The organism is Paenibacillus sp. URB8-2, assembly GCF_013393385.1.
Taxonomy (GTDB): domain Bacteria; phylum Bacillota; class Bacilli; order Paenibacillales; family Paenibacillaceae; genus Paenibacillus_AQ.
In genome coordinates this window covers 2,765,670-2,780,172 of record NZ_AP023239.1, presented here as the reverse complement: position 1 = coordinate 2,780,172, position 14,503 = coordinate 2,765,670, and the positions used below count along the sequence as shown (strand labels likewise).

At 51.3% G+C, this 14,503-nt stretch carries 11 protein-coding genes; 2 read left to right on the top strand and 9 right to left on the bottom strand.

The genetic code is table 11. The features are described 5' to 3' along the window. The first annotated feature begins 109 nt into the window (after positions 1-109). Positions 110-1,258, top strand: coding sequence for an MFS transporter (locus PUR_RS12735; protein ID WP_179035562.1), 1,149 nt, complete (start codon positions 110-112; stop codon positions 1,256-1,258). Continuing rightward, positions 1,255-1,926 carry a DNA alkylation repair protein gene (locus PUR_RS12730; RefSeq protein WP_179035561.1) on the top strand — a complete coding sequence of 224 codons (672 nt, stop codon included), beginning with the start codon at positions 1,255-1,257 and terminating at the stop codon, positions 1,924-1,926. Before PUR_RS12735 ends, PUR_RS12730 begins: the two co-directional genes overlap by 4 nt. A 67-nt stretch (positions 1,927-1,993) precedes the next feature. Here the strand turns inward: PUR_RS12730 and mtnN are convergent, their stop codons facing one another. From mtnN to PUR_RS12685, 9 genes are all read right to left on the bottom strand, one after another. Then, positions 1,994-3,079, bottom strand: coding sequence for a 5'-methylthioadenosine/S-adenosylhomocysteine nucleosidase (gene mtnN, locus PUR_RS12725; protein WP_179035560.1), 1,086 nt, complete (start codon positions 3,077-3,079; stop codon positions 1,994-1,996). 245 nt (positions 3,080-3,324) lie between these two features. Then, on the bottom strand, positions 3,325-5,790 hold the full coding sequence (locus tag PUR_RS12720) for a glycoside hydrolase family 31 protein (RefSeq protein WP_232101840.1): 2,466 nt from the start codon (positions 5,788-5,790) through the stop codon (positions 3,325-3,327). 51 nt (positions 5,791-5,841) lie between these two features. Then, the gene (locus tag PUR_RS12715; RefSeq protein ID WP_179035559.1) at positions 5,842-6,681 is read right to left on the bottom strand and encodes a sugar ABC transporter permease; all 840 of its coding nucleotides are present in this window, start codon (positions 6,679-6,681) and stop codon (positions 5,842-5,844) included. Continuing rightward, complete coding sequence (locus PUR_RS12710; RefSeq protein ID WP_179035558.1) at positions 6,678-8,024, bottom strand: sugar ABC transporter permease; 1,347 nt, start codon at positions 8,022-8,024, stop codon at positions 6,678-6,680. The genes PUR_RS12715 and PUR_RS12710 overlap by 4 nt, the downstream gene beginning before the upstream one ends. A 74-nt stretch (positions 8,025-8,098) precedes the next feature. Continuing rightward, positions 8,099-9,388 carry a sugar ABC transporter substrate-binding protein gene (locus PUR_RS12705; RefSeq protein WP_179035557.1) on the bottom strand — a complete coding sequence of 430 codons (1,290 nt, stop codon included), beginning with the start codon at positions 9,386-9,388 and terminating at the stop codon, positions 8,099-8,101. Positions 9,389-9,429: 41 nt separating this feature from the next. Beyond that, positions 9,430-10,440 (bottom strand): LacI family DNA-binding transcriptional regulator, encoded by a 1,011-nt coding sequence (locus PUR_RS12700; RefSeq protein WP_179035556.1) that lies wholly within the window; start codon positions 10,438-10,440, stop codon positions 9,430-9,432. A 373-nt stretch (positions 10,441-10,813) separates the two neighbouring features. Beyond that, the gene (locus tag PUR_RS12695; RefSeq protein WP_179035555.1) at positions 10,814-12,424 is read right to left on the bottom strand and encodes an extracellular solute-binding protein; all 1,611 of its coding nucleotides are present in this window, start codon (positions 12,422-12,424) and stop codon (positions 10,814-10,816) included. A 38-nt stretch (positions 12,425-12,462) separates the two neighbouring features. Then, positions 12,463-13,386 (bottom strand): carbohydrate ABC transporter permease, encoded by a 924-nt coding sequence (locus tag PUR_RS12690; RefSeq protein WP_179035554.1) that lies wholly within the window; start codon positions 13,384-13,386, stop codon positions 12,463-12,465. A 16-nt stretch (positions 13,387-13,402) separates the two neighbouring features. Then, the gene (locus tag PUR_RS12685) at positions 13,403-14,326 is read right to left on the bottom strand and encodes an ABC transporter permease (protein ID WP_179035553.1); all 924 of its coding nucleotides are present in this window, start codon (positions 14,324-14,326) and stop codon (positions 13,403-13,405) included. Positions 14,327-14,503 lie beyond the last annotated feature (177 nt).

Sequence of the window (14,503 nt, the reverse complement as noted above, 5' to 3'; positions counted from 1 at the left end):
TCCTATCCGTTTCTTACTATTTAAACCTGCTCATGATAGAATGACTTGATGGACCGGACTTTTTAAACGAATATCCATACATATTGGACTTGCGAGGTAAAAGACATTCATGAACGCACCGCGACTATTAAGAGCTTTTAACTTTTTGTATTTTGCCCTGCTGGCCATTTTCATCCCGTTTCTTCCGGTCTACCTGGCCGAACAGGGCCTGAATCCCGGGCAAATCGGATTAATCGTAGGCACCGGCGGCTTTGTGACGATTATTTCCCAGCCGTTCTGGGGGATGATCAGCGACAGGACCAGGACGATTCGCAAGGTCCTCCTGCTGCTTCTGCTTTTTTCAGCCGTTCTCGGGTATTCACTCTACGCTTCAGACAGCTATATTCCGCTTATTTCGTTCGCCATGCTGCTCTACTTCTTCCTAATGCCCATCGATCCGCTGACAGAGAGCCTGAATTTCCGGGTTGCCGAGGCTCACGGAGTAAGCTATGGGTCCATACGCACCTACGGCGCACTCGGTTATGCGGTGATGTCGCTGCTGGCCGGATACGTCATGTCGTATTTCGGCGGCCACAGCCTCGCGCCGCTCTTCGCGGGAATCGTGCTGCTTAGCCTGGCGAACACCTGGGTTATGCCGGACGCGCCGGTATCGGGCAAGCCGGTCACTCTTGGCAGTCTGAAAGCTTTTTTGAGAAACAAGGAAACGGTTCTGTTCCTCGTTCTCGTTCTGATCAGCTCGATTCCCGCGCGGATGAACGATACGTTCCTCGGCGTCTATATCTCCGAACTGGGAGGCAAGCCCGAGCTTCTCGGACAGGCCTGGTTCCTCGCTGCAGGCAGCGAAATCGTTGTGTTCGCCCTAAGTTTCCGGTGGCTGCGCAAAGGCAAAGAGCTGATGATCATTTCGATTTCCGGCTTTTTCTATTTCATGCGCTTCTTTCTGTCTGTCTGGATTACCGATCCGCAGCAGCTTGTCTTCCTGCAAATTCTGCAGCTGCTTACCTTTCCGGTATTCTACTCGGCCGCGATCCAATACTTGTACAGCATCGTGCCGGTGGAATGGAGGGCTACAGGACAAACCGTGCTGGCTCTGCTGTTCTTCGGGATATCGGGAATTGTCGCTTCTTATGCGGGGGGCGCGCTGTATAACGCCTTCGGCGGGAAGGCGCTGTATTTTTCCATCTCGGGCCTATCGTTTGCCGGCTTCGTATTCGGCATTATATTATATCGCCTGTCTCGAAAGGAGCGAAACTTATGAATGAACCACTGAAACAGCTGGTCCGGAAACTGGAGGATGCGCGGGACCCGGAAGCGGCGGCGGCCATGAGCGCGTATATGCGGGATCAATTCCCTTTTTTGGGCGTGCGGACACCCGTAAGAAGACAACTCTTGAAGGTCTTTCTTAATGAGCATCCCCCGGTTAAGGAATGGATTCCCCTAATGTGGGAAAAGCCCGAAAGAGAGTATCAATACTGCGGGGTGGACATCGCGCTGTCTCTGCGTAAGAAGCTGGAACCCTCCGACCTCCCCATGATCGAAGAGTGCATCGTCTCGCGTTCGTGGTGGGATACCGTCGATCTGCTTGCCTCCAACGCCGCCGGGTTTCTGCTGCGTAAATATCCGCAATTGCAGGCAGAGTATGGCGAGAAATGGCTGCGTTCCGACAATATGTGGCTGAATCGCACGGCCATCCTGTTCCAGCTCCACTATAAGGAAGCGACGGACGAAGCGCTGCTGTACCGCTATATCCGTGAGCATGCGTCATCCAATGAAATTTTCATCCAGAAAGCGGTCGGCTGGGCATTAAGAGAATATTCCAAGACGAACCCGGCGTCGGTCGAGGCATTTATCGGGCAAGAGGAACTGAAGCCGCTGAGCCGGAGGGAAGGTATGAAATGGCTGAATCGGCCCGGAAAAAGGCAATAGAGCCCTCCCCTGATGGGGAGAGCTCTAACTCTAAACGAACGGCTGAACCCGTGTTAAACGGCCGTTTTCATTGATAAATGTAAACTCCGGAACCGAGGAAGTCGGTTTCCAGCTGGAATTTGTCTTCCAGCACGTCCATATCGATCCACGCCGTACCCTGATTGACCATGGTCTCGCCCGCTTTGACTGCAATCGGTTTTCCTCCGGAAACGACAGTGATCTGCTTCTTGGCGCTGTCCCAAGTCACTTTCGAACACAGGCTTTCCATAACGCCTCTCAGCGGAAGCATAACTTTCCCGCTTTTGTATTCTCCAAGAAGACCAACCACTTCTTTACCGTCCGCGTACACCTGAAGCTTGTCCGAGAAAGTGACGCCGCTCTCGATTTTTTTGATGACTTCAATGACAAATTCAGAGCAGTAATCGCTTGAGACCGGAGCGAAATCCTCTCCGTACAATTCGGAATTGGACAATACCCGGATGCCCAGGAATGGAACTTTAAACGTTTTGGCTACCTCAGCAACCGATGCGGTCTCCATTTCTTCCGCACTTGTGCCTAACGTATTGTGCAGCTGGTTAATGCGGTCGATTTCCTTATTCCACGCATCCGAGGTGCCGATGACGCCGGAGACGACTTTGCCGTGCTGATACCGGTCCGCCACGCTCATTGCCGTTTTGTACAGCTCAGGGTCCGGCTCGATGGGTTTGGGCATGACCTTCCAGCTGCCGGTGTCGATTCCTGCTCCCGCATCTCTATGTGGGGATTCAATCCAGCTGTAATTGATCGCTTTAGCGCCAACCACAATATCAAACTGATGGAGCGCCGGGTCGTGACCGCCCGCGGTTCCCTGGTTGATGATCGCTTTTGGATGATATTTCTCGATTAAGAGCGTCGTCGAAGATGCGGCGTTAACCATGCCGATATTCGTCTTGGAAACAACAATCGGAACTCCCTCAATGGTGCCGGAGTAAAAATTATACGATCCGAAGGTCTCCGTCTTGTACTCGCCCATCTGCTTCAGAAAATAGGCGACTTCCATGTCCATCGCGCCTTGTACAGCAATTGGACGGACTTCTTTGGCCCCCGCCGCTTGAACCTGCAAAGGCATCAGAATCAAAAGTAACGCGACACTCCATAATAACCATTTTTTCAACTGCGATCACCTCATCATTTAGTTGGGCTTGACTGCCTTTTACACAAGATAATCGCATGTCAGATTAGCGTCAATCACTTGATATGATTTATGTTACATTGCACAAATTATTGGTATGTTTTTGTAATCAGCTAATAAACTTTTCGACGAAAAAATGGTTAATTACCATCATTATGTTATATTTATTCACTCTCGGTGAGCAGAATACGGCATTGCCGTACACACGGCTTTTCGCTTCATATGGTCTATACCCGGGCTTTAACGACCAGCTCCACGTCCTCCAATGGCTGATTCAGAACAACCGTCAGTTCTCCAGCGTCGCTGTCGAAATGCCATCCCTCCGTGAGCGCCTCCAGTTCTTCCCGGTTCGCCGCCTCTTTCCCGTAATCCAGACAGCACCCCGCAAGCCGCAGATGCTTGAAGGTGAGCGTCCATCGCTTCCACCCTTCAATATAGCCTGTCCATTCAGGATGAACGGTGAATTTGACGGTTCCCTCCGTCCCTTCAACTCTCAAGCGGTACAGATTATACTCCTTGTCCTCGTAGGCAAAAGTCGTGCCATCGTCATCATACAGGTCAAACACGCCTTCGCCGTTCTCCGGTGTATATATATCCAGGAACAACTCCGTAGACCGTTCAAATACGGTGGATTCAGCCGGTGCGGTGCGGGGAATAATCGCTCCCTCTTTGACATACAGCGGCAGTGTATCGAGCGGGGCGTGAGCCATAATATGCCGTCCGCCTTCCCATTTCTCGCCGGTCCGGAAGTCGAACCAGTTCCCTTCGGGCAGATAGACGACACGGTGGAACGTATCGGGACGGTAGACGGGAGCAACCAGCAGTTGATCACCCAGCAGGAATTGGTCACAAAGATTCGCGACATTCGGATCTTCCGGATATTCCAGAAGCAGCGGCCGGATGATCGGCATCCCCGTTTCCGCGGCTTCCCGGAATACCGAATACAGCAGCGGCATCAAAGAATAGCGCAGGCGGATATACTCCCTGCAAATATCCTCCACCTCAGGCCCGAAAGACCAGGGCTCCTGGCGGACGGTTTCCAGCATGCTGTGGTTCCGGCAGAACGGGAACAACGCGCCCATCTGTGTCCACCGGGCCAGCAGTTCTCCCGTAGTATGATGCCCGAATCCGCCGATATCGGGACCCGAGAAGGAGACGCCCGACAGCCCGAGGTTAAGCACCATCGGCATCGCAAGCGCCATATGCTCCCAGTAGCTGCGGTTGTCGCCCGTCCAGACCGCCGCGTAGCGCTGAATCCCGGCGTAGCCGGCGCGCGAAAGCACGAACGGGCGGCGGCCGTCCAGATGCCGGGTCATTCCCTCCGCGGTCGCTTTGGACATCAGCATCCCGTACAGATTATGAATCTCGCGATGCGTAGCGGGATTGCCGTCGTACCGGTGCAGCGTGTCCGGGTCGATTGTCTTGTTCTCGTTGAATACTGAGGGTTCGTTCATATCGTTCCAAATGCCCTCAATCCCCATATCCGTAAAGAACCGGTGAAGGTCTCCCCACCATTCTCTGGCTTTGGCGTCCGAGAAATCAGGGAATACGCTCGGCCCCGGCCACACCGGACCGACAAACGGCGAGCCGTCCGGTTTCATACAAAAGAGTTCCGAAGCCGTTCCCTCTTGATAAACGCCGTAATCCGGATCAAGCTTCACGCCCGGGTCAACGATCGGGACGATTCGGATACCCATCGTTTTGAGTTCCTCAATCATCGCTTTTGGATCGGGGAACCGGGCCGGATCGAACGTAAAGACGCGGTACTCGTTCATGTAATGAATGTCCAGGTGAATGACATCGCACGGAATTTCTTTTTCGCGAAAAGTACGGGCCATTTCCATGACCTCTTCCTGATCCATGTAGCTGTAGCGAGACTGATGGTATCCGATGGACCACTGGGGCGGAAGCTGGATGCGTCCGGTGAGGGCAGTGTATTTTTTGACGACATCCTTCAGTTGAGGACCCGGAATAACATAATAATCCAAGCCGCCAGTATCCGCTTGAATCGTAAACGCTTCGCCCGACGTGCGCATATCGAACACCGATCTCCCCGGATTATCCAGAAAGATCCCGTAGGAGCACTCCGGCTCATTGACGATCAGAAAAGGAATCGACTGGTACAGCGCTTCGATTTCCGGTACATGCGGAGAGAAATTGTCGGAGTTCCACATTTCATAGCGCTCGCCCCGCTTGTCCAGGTAGCCAGTCTTCTCGCCCAGCCCGTAGTAATGGACATTCTCGCTTGCGCGGAACAAGGCGATGGCAGACTTATGCTCATTCCAGGCCATCATCGGATTACGTGCCCATATCCGGCCGGACTTGTCCGTAAACTTGAGGCTGCCGTCCAATTTGACGACCTCCACCATCATTTCATCCGTTTCAATCAGGTAAGCGGACCCGGTGTCCGCAACCAGCAGCTCCGTTTCTGCGGCGCTAGATGCGGATTTCCGCTCCACAATCGCCGGGGTCGTCTTCATGCTCACCATTTCATCAGGCGGGGCACCGGCAAATAACCTTACCCGGATCACGCCCGCATGAGACTTGCTTACGGCAAGCTTGCCTTTGTCGCAGGTGAAGATCACCAGACCGGCTTCCTGTTCCATATGATTAACGCATCCCAACGTCAGGGTGAATGAGGCTGCGTAATCGGTATGCAGCTTACCCGGACTGATTTGTTCGCTTGTAAGCATGACTTGTTCCTCCTGCACGTTCGTTTGGCGTATATGTCTTCGAAATGTTCGTTAACCTTTATCGGCTCCTGCCGTCAATCCCTCCACAAGGAAGCGCTGCATCAAAATAAACAAGACGGTGACCGGAACGGCGGCCAATACGCAGCCGGCGGCAAACATCGTAAATTCGTTTGAAAAGCGGTCGCCGATCATATCGAACAGGCCGACTGCAAGGGTCTTCTTATCGGGTGAGCGCAGCACCAGCTTCGCGAAGATAAAGTCGGTGAACGCCCCGGTGAACGTCATCAGCGATGTGAACACGATGAGCGGCGTAGACAGCGGAAGTACAATCCGGAAGAATATCGGCATATGCCCGGCTCCGTCAATCCGCGCGGCCTCGACCAGACTTTTCGGAATCGTGTCGAAATAGCTTTTGGCGAACAGAAAATACAGCGGCGCTCCCGCCGCATACACGATGACTACAGCGGTGTGCGTATTCAGCAGATTCATTTGATTGAGCAAAATATAGATCGCAATCATGCTCATGAAGCCGGGAAACAACCCGAGCACCAGCAGCATACTCATTAGATTCTTTCGCCCGGTGAAACGGAATACCGAGAATGCGTACCCGGTCAGCAGCGTCAGAATCGTCCCGAGAATCATGCTGGAGACGGAAATCTTCAACGTGTTCCAATACCAGACGCCAAAGGGATGCTTATCGAACAGCCCGATATAATGGCTGAATGTGTAAGATGCCGGAAGGATCGTATCGCTGAACAGCGCATCTCCCGTACGGAAAGACGACATCAGCACCCAAAGGGCCGGATAGGCGCAGAAGACCGTAAGGAGAACAAGCGCAACATAACTGAAGGACAGACGGACGGACGTTTTCGCTTTTTTGCCGGTGATCATGACGCCTCCTCCTCCTTGAACGCTTTCGTACGCCGGACATTCCAGATAGCGAATGCGGAGAGCACGATAAAGATGAAGATTCCGATTACTGAAGCGTAGTTGTATTTGCCCTGCTCCATGGACAGCTTGAACAGCCAGGTGATCAAGATATCGGTATGACCGGCAAACTGGAAGTCTCCGTTAAGCGGCTTGCCGTTCGTCAGCAAATATACAATATTGAAGTTGTTGATGTTGCCGACAAACTGCATGATAATCAGCGGCGCCATCGAGAACATGACCATCGGAAAAGTAATCAGCCGCGTCTTCTGGAAGCCGCTGGCACCATCGATATCCGCCGCTTCATACATATCTTTCGGTATGGTGGACAGAATGCCGATTATCATCAGCATGGAAACCGGGAAGCTCAGCCAGAAGTTGGCCAGAATCAGCGTGATTTTTGCCCAAAGGGGGTCGGACAGCCAGGGAGCCTTGGCAATCCCGAGCATTCCCAAATATTGATTGACGGGTCCGAATTGGCCGTTAAATATGTTGCGTAGGATCAGGGTGGATACGAACATCGGGATGGCAAAGGGCAGAATGAAGGCCGTCCGCCAGAACGATCTGAACCGGATTCCCTTCTGCTGAACGAGCAGCGCCGCGGCAAAACCACCGAAATATCCTGTGATGGTCGCAAAAAACGCCCAGATGAATGTCCATAATGTCACACTGTAAAAAGTATGGCTCCACGCCTTAATGCGCAGAATCTCCTTGAACGCCTGTAATCCTTCCCAGTTGATTAGATGGGCCGGCGGCATGGTGTCACGGGTAAAGTTGGTAAAAGCTACGAGGATCATAAAAATAATCGGCATTACTGTAAAAAACACGATGCCGAGCATCGGAATTGCCAGTACGATATGCGGGAAGCGGTACGCCGCCACAAAGCGGAGTGTTTGCTTGAACGTATTGGGCTGGATGCCTTCTTCCCGCAGCTTTCCGGTGCGATAGGCGTCCTTAATGCCGGCTATATACAGCCAAACCAGCACAAGCATGATGAATACCGTGATCAAGCCTTCGATCATCAGGAAAATCGAATGGTCGCCCATGACTTGCTTGTACAACCTTCCGACTTTCTGCAGATGGGTTTCCGTTTCGCCAAGCGTGGCGAGCGCCCAAAGCGCATGGGGCAGACTCGTTACGGCTGTAAATATGCCATATACATACACAGCGAACATGAGAATTCCTTTGGTATACTGCCGGTTATAAATCTGGCCCAGTCCCATGGCGAGCGCCGATAACAGGGCTGCCTTTTTTCTGAACTTTCTGGAATGTTCGGGATACTCACGCTTAATCGCCAGCTGCTGCATCTCCTTTCAACTCCCATCCAGAGGACGGATCACCCGGCAAACACCGGATGATCGCCTCTTTTTCATTTAGACGCTTATTTTGCCTCAATGCTTGACTTCATGCCTTCCGCAGCTTTATCCAGCGTCGTCTTGACGTCGGCGCCGTTCCAGATGTCGTCAAACGCTGGCCCCATGTAATTCCAGAAAAATTCCATTTCAGTCAGGTTGGACATCATCCGGCTATTTTTCATCTGTTCGAAGAAGCCCTGCATGATGGCATCCTTGCGGATGCTCGGATCATTGTCGATGCCCTCAGCCGCGGGAATGATACCAGTCATTTGGTTGTCTTTGATCTGCATCTCTTTGGATGTGATGAAATTGGCGAATATCTTGGCCGCGTTCGGATATTTGGAGTACGAGCTTACATAGTAGGAAGTGTTGCCCGCAAGTACGACAGGCTCTTTACCGTCAGGCATGGCCGGCAGTGGGATAACCTCGACTTCAAACGGAAGCTTGCCAAAATTGCCGATATTCCAGCTGCCGTCCATATTAATTGCGAGCTTGCCGCTTTCCCACAGTCCCGTCTTCACGTCCCGGGTAGCATCGGACAATTTGAGCGGCATAATCTCTCTAAGCGATTGGAAGAACTTCATTCCTTTGATCGAGCCTTCATTGTTGACGCCGATATCATGCGGATCGGTTTCTTCGCTGCCGAACACATAGCCGCCGTAGCCGGTCATAAACGCAACGTCATAGAAGGCATTGCTTCCTTCGAACATAAACCCATATTTATTATTGGAAATGTCGTTGAATTTCTTGGAGAACGCGATAATATCTTCCCAGGTTTCCAGCTTGGCGTCTTTCACGAGATCTTTGTTGACATACAGCGAGTACGTATAAACATTGCGCGGATATCCGTACAGAATGCCGTCAATTGTAGAGGCATCCACAGCCATTTTCCGGTTGATGCTTCTCGTATCTTCTTCAAAATAGTCGTTCGGCAGAACGACGCCCGCTTTGACTGCGCCTCCCAGACCGTCGTTGTTAATTCCCACCACGTCCGCTCCCGTACCAGCCGGTCCGTCCGTTGTCAAACGGGCCACGCTGTCCCAGTAGGCAACATCTTCAACCGTCACCTTGATGCCGTATTTCTTCTCGAACTCCGCGGCCGCATAGTCGGTAAAGTCATCCTTGATCGTCCAGAAAGTCAGCTGCGCTCCCGGTTCAGGTGTTAATTCCTCTGTTCCCTCAGCTGCCGATTCCCCGCCGGAATTGGTGGCGGTATTGCCCGAATTCTCTGCCCCGGAACCCGGTTTGCCGCCACAGGCCGACAGTGCCAATATCAACATCATACAAAGTGCGAGAACAACCAATTTCTTTGTCATTTCAAATCTCTCCTTTAGTTTGTAAATGAATAAGAAAGACTTTAGTCAGTCAGCGCCCGGCAGCTTTCTCTTACGATAATTTCATGGGGAAGCACCTTGGATTCGCAGCTTCCGGTTCCTTTTTCCCGTATTTGTGTAAGCAGCATTTGCGCGGACCCGGAGCCCAGCTCGTACACCGGCTGGCGTACGGTCGTAATTTTCGGACGGTACGCTCCCGCGATCGGAATATCGTCAAATCCCATAATCGATACATCCTCAGGGACCCGCAAGCCACTGTCCTCCGCCGCCCGGATCGCCCCTATGGCGACCATATCGCTGACACAGCAGACAGCCGTCGGACGATCGTCCCGCGCGAACAGTTCCATCCCGCTCTTGTAACCCGACTCAAGGTTGTAATCCTTGTCAAAGAGCCATCCTTCTTGGTATTCAATGCCGTGATCGGCCAGCGCCTGCAAATACCCGTCATACCGCCGAACCGTCTGGTAATACTCCATCGGACCGCTGAAAAAAGCGATGCTGCGGTGACCCAGACTGATCAGATATTTTGTTGCATCATAGGTGGCCTGGTAATCATCGATGTTGATGCAAGAGAATCGGCCGTCTTTGTCCGTATGGCTGGAGAAGATGACGGGTACATCATGTTTATTGAAGAACTCGATTTGCTCCGGCTTCGGAGCTGAGGTCAGAAGGATAACACCATCCACATACTTTTCACTCAGCAGATTCAAATAACGAAGTTCGACCTCCGTATCCCCGTTCGTATTGCAGAGCAGAGTCGTGTAGCCATGCTGAATGAGTTCTTTTTCAATCCCGCCAACAAACATTGAAATAAAGGTATTGGCGACATCCGGAATCAATACGCCAATTAGCATACTTTCCTTCATGATCAGCGTCCGGGCCACGGGATTCGGATTGTAGCCAAGCTCGTCCACCACTTTCATAACTTTCTCCCGTATTTTGGGACTTACCGGCTTGCTCCGATTCAGCACCCGCGACACCGTAGCAATGGACACATCGGCCAGTCTGGCGACATCCTTGATCGTATAAGACATGCTTTCACCCCCTTGACCTTAATAGGAAAACCTTTTCCTGTTTCTCAAAAAAAGAGAGAACTACCTGAATGACTTCATCCAACATGCGGCAGGCTTGGTCATCCTAAGCAGGTAAACCTTTTCCCGAAAATGTAAATAGCCTTTCTGAATCTTTCATCTGCTTTGCAGCTGTTATTTGCGATAATAATACTATCGGGAATAAACGGATGTCAATATAAATGACACTCTTTAATTAAATTTTTAATTAAACAGAGTGAAAACGCGAGTCAAGTAGCAAAATTTGTTATGTTTTATTACATTAATGGATAGTTCGGCAAAAAAATGCCGCCCCGCAGCATGTTTGCGGGGCGGCATTCACCAGAAGGCCGAAAGGTTATTTAACGCTGGTATAGCGGTTATAAGCGTCCGTGCGAATCTTCAGCAGCTTATCCAGTCCCATGTCGTTCAGCTTTTTGACATAGGTGTCCCAGCCTTCATTGATTCCGCCTTTGGTGATGAATTGAGCGCGCATGGTATTCACATAGGTGTCAATGTCCGTGGTCAGCGTCGGCAGCTCCTGAAATTCGTCCGAGGTATACATAACGTTAGGAAAAGGCGTTGCCACATATTCATTCCCCAGCTTGTCGAGCTGCAGCTTCAGGCCGTCTCCGGTCTTTGGACTGAGAGCAAAATTCTTCTCAAAAGAGGGGCTGGCATATTTCGGGCCGAAATCCCGGAGCGACTGTTCCCAGTACCAGGCATCCGCGCTGGTGCCGGCCGGCGGGTCCATCAGCGAATACGTGCCGTCGTCGTTCTTCTTGATGACCGTGCCGATCGCTCCCCAGAAATTCTGGATACTGGCTTCATTCGTATAGAACTGGTCGGCCCAGCGGGCGGCAACCTCCGGATTTTTGCAAAATTTCGTAATGAGCAGTTCATTCCGTCTGTAGCTGAGTCCGCTCGGATCTCCAGTCGAATACTGCTTACCATCCGGTCCGGCGATTGCAGGAATGGTCTCATATTGATCGCTCCATTTTCCGAATACCGCATCGGGTGTCCACTGGTTCGAAAAGCCGATGATCGGAGCGTCCGGATTTTGATGCTTGGCGGATGCCATCGTGCTGTCCTGGGTGAACAGCTCTTTATCGATTAAACCTTCGGAATAGAGCTTATGCACCCACTCCAGTCCGGCTTTGTATTCTTCGCTGGTCGGGAAATATACCGGCTGGCCGTCTTTAATCATCATGCTTGTGGCATTCAAGTCGGTGATGCCGAAGGGATTCAGAAAATCCATGGACAGTCCGACCTCGCTGTAAGGAATCTCGTCTTTTTTGCCGTTTCCGTTCGGGTCCTGCTCTTTAAAGGCTTTTAGTACGTTATACAGATCGTCAATCGTCTCCGGGGCTTTCAACCCCAGTTTATCCAGCCAAGCCTTGTTGATAACGGGCTGTTGGGCAGTGATCGGACGCGATGGCAATCTGGCCGGCAGAGAGTAGATCTTACCGTCGGGAAAGGTGCTGATCTGTTTCATCTCAGGCGTTTCCTGCATGGCCGCTTTCAGATTGGGCATATACTTGTCGATATAATCATCCAGCGGGCGGAAATAGCTTAAATTATTTACGATGTCGGAATCGGAGAAGGATTGGTCGCCCAGAATAACTTCCGGAAGTGTGCCGCTGGCCAGCATAATAGACTTTTGTTCGGCCCAGTCGTTGGAGGACATCACCTGCCATTCGATTTTGACGTTTGTATTCTTTTCAAGGTCCTTAAGCCATTGATTCTGCGTGAAGGTGTCCCCCATACTTCCCCAACGGACGGTCAGGACTTTCAAGGTCACCGGCTTGTTGACAATTGGAAGGCCTTCTTGGTTAAAATCGCCGCTAGCGACTGAGCCGGAGTTCTCTCCCTTGCTGCCGCTGCAGCCAACCATGCCTGTAAGCAGGATAGGAACAAGAACCATTGCGGTGATCATTTTCACCCATCTGTTCTTTGCGTTTTTGACCATTCGTGATTCCCCCTGATTCAATTTTAGGATCAACGCTATTACTCCTTCACGGCTCCGATCATCACCCCTTGGTTGAAGTATTTTTGTACAAACGGATACAAGCACAGGATAGGAACGGTCGCAACGATAATGACGGAATACCGCATCAAGTTGGCCAGGCGCAGCGCGATCTGTGCGGCTTCCCCTGTTCCCATACCGGACTGCATCTGATTGGTGATCAGAATATTGCGCAAGATGAGCTGCAAGGGATATAAATTGGGATTTTTCAAGTAAATCAAGGCGTTAAAATACGAATTCCAGTAGCCGACCGCGATCCACAAGCCCAGAACCGCGATAATCGCTTTCGACAATGGCAGCACCACCTGAACAAAATACCGGAGGTTCCCGCACCCGTCGATCTGCGCCGCCTCCCATAAATCTCCGGGGATGCTCGACTGGAAGAACGTCCGGGCAACGATAATATCGTATACGATAACGGAGAAAGGCAGGACCATGACCAGGAATGTATCGTACAGATGAAAATCCCGGACCGTCAGGAAGGTGGGAATCAGCCCGCCGCTGAAAAACATCGTGAAGATGAAGAATAACGAAAGAAACTTTCGACCAACAAGGTCCTTTCTCGATAGCGCGTAGGCCGCCGAAATATTGACAATCAGGCCGATGGCGGTCCCCACTGCCGTGTACAGGATGGTATTTCGATACCCGATCCAAATGTTCTCATGGCGCAGCAGTTCTTGGTAACCGTCCAGTGTAAACCCTTTCGGAAACATCCATACCTGTCCATTCGCCACCGCGGACGGATCGCTGAACGACGCAATGATGATAAAATAGAGCGGGTAAATCAGGACTACCAGAAACATAACCGCAAACACATACATCACAATTTCCATAACTTTGTCGGATGAACGGTTGTTCTTTACTTTTCCCGTATTCTTGTTCACCACGGCTTCCAATACCCCCATATCGTCCCCCTCCTCTCTACCACAAACTGTTTTCGCTGAATTTTTTGGAAATCTGATTGACCATAATCAATAGAACAAAGTTAATGACGGTATTGAACAAGTTGATGGCCGCGGAAAAGCTGTACTGGCTGCTGAGCAGCCCGATTTTGTACACATAGGTGGAAAGAATTTCGCTTGAGGTGATATTCAGGTCATTCTGCATCAGATACACTTTTTCAAAACCGACCCCGAGCAGCCCGCCGACCCGCAAAATAAGCAGCGTAATCGCCGTCGGCATAAGCATCGGAATATCGATATAGCGGACTTTGTGCCACCGGCTCGCTCCATCCACGGTTGCCGCCTCGTACAGGCTCGGATCGACCGCGGAAAGCGCGGCGATATAAATAATGCTGTCCCAGCCGACATGCTGCCACACATCCGACCACACATACACGCTGCTGAATAATCCCGCGGAGCCCATCAGATCGGGAGCCTCTCCCCCGAACAGATGATACAGGCTGCCAACCAAGCCGGTGCTTGGGGAAAACAAAATCATCATCAAACCTACCATAACAACCGTCGAGATGAAATGCGGCATATACGATACCGTCTGAAAAAAACGTCTAAACCGGTTCGCTCGCATCTGGTTGACCATCAGCGCCAGTATTATTGGAATTGGAAAGGTAACCAGACTGTAAACACTGATGACAAGCGTATTCTTGATGGTTGCCGAAAATTGATAGGAATGAAAGAACTTCTCGAAGTACTTGAATCCCGCCCAAGGGCTGCCGGTAATTCCTGATGCCGGGCTGTAATCCTTGAATGCAATGATCACCCCGTACATCGGTTTGTACGCGAACAATAACGTAAGCACCACGGCGGGAAGAAGCAAAACATACAGTCCCCAATTTCGTCTGATCTGTCCGAATGTTCGCCCTGGAGCAAATTGACCGGATCTCATGATATCCCCTCCTTAACCTCTTTAGTCTGTTTAAATCGCTTTCAATTTGATGCCGGCCTTTTGAACATCTTTAGTATACCTTCCCGAATTCCCGTTTACTGGACATCATGAGACGGTAATTCGGACCTTTCCGGTCCGTTTCCCTACAGCTTGGAGAGCCGGCTTCCCTTCGGGCAG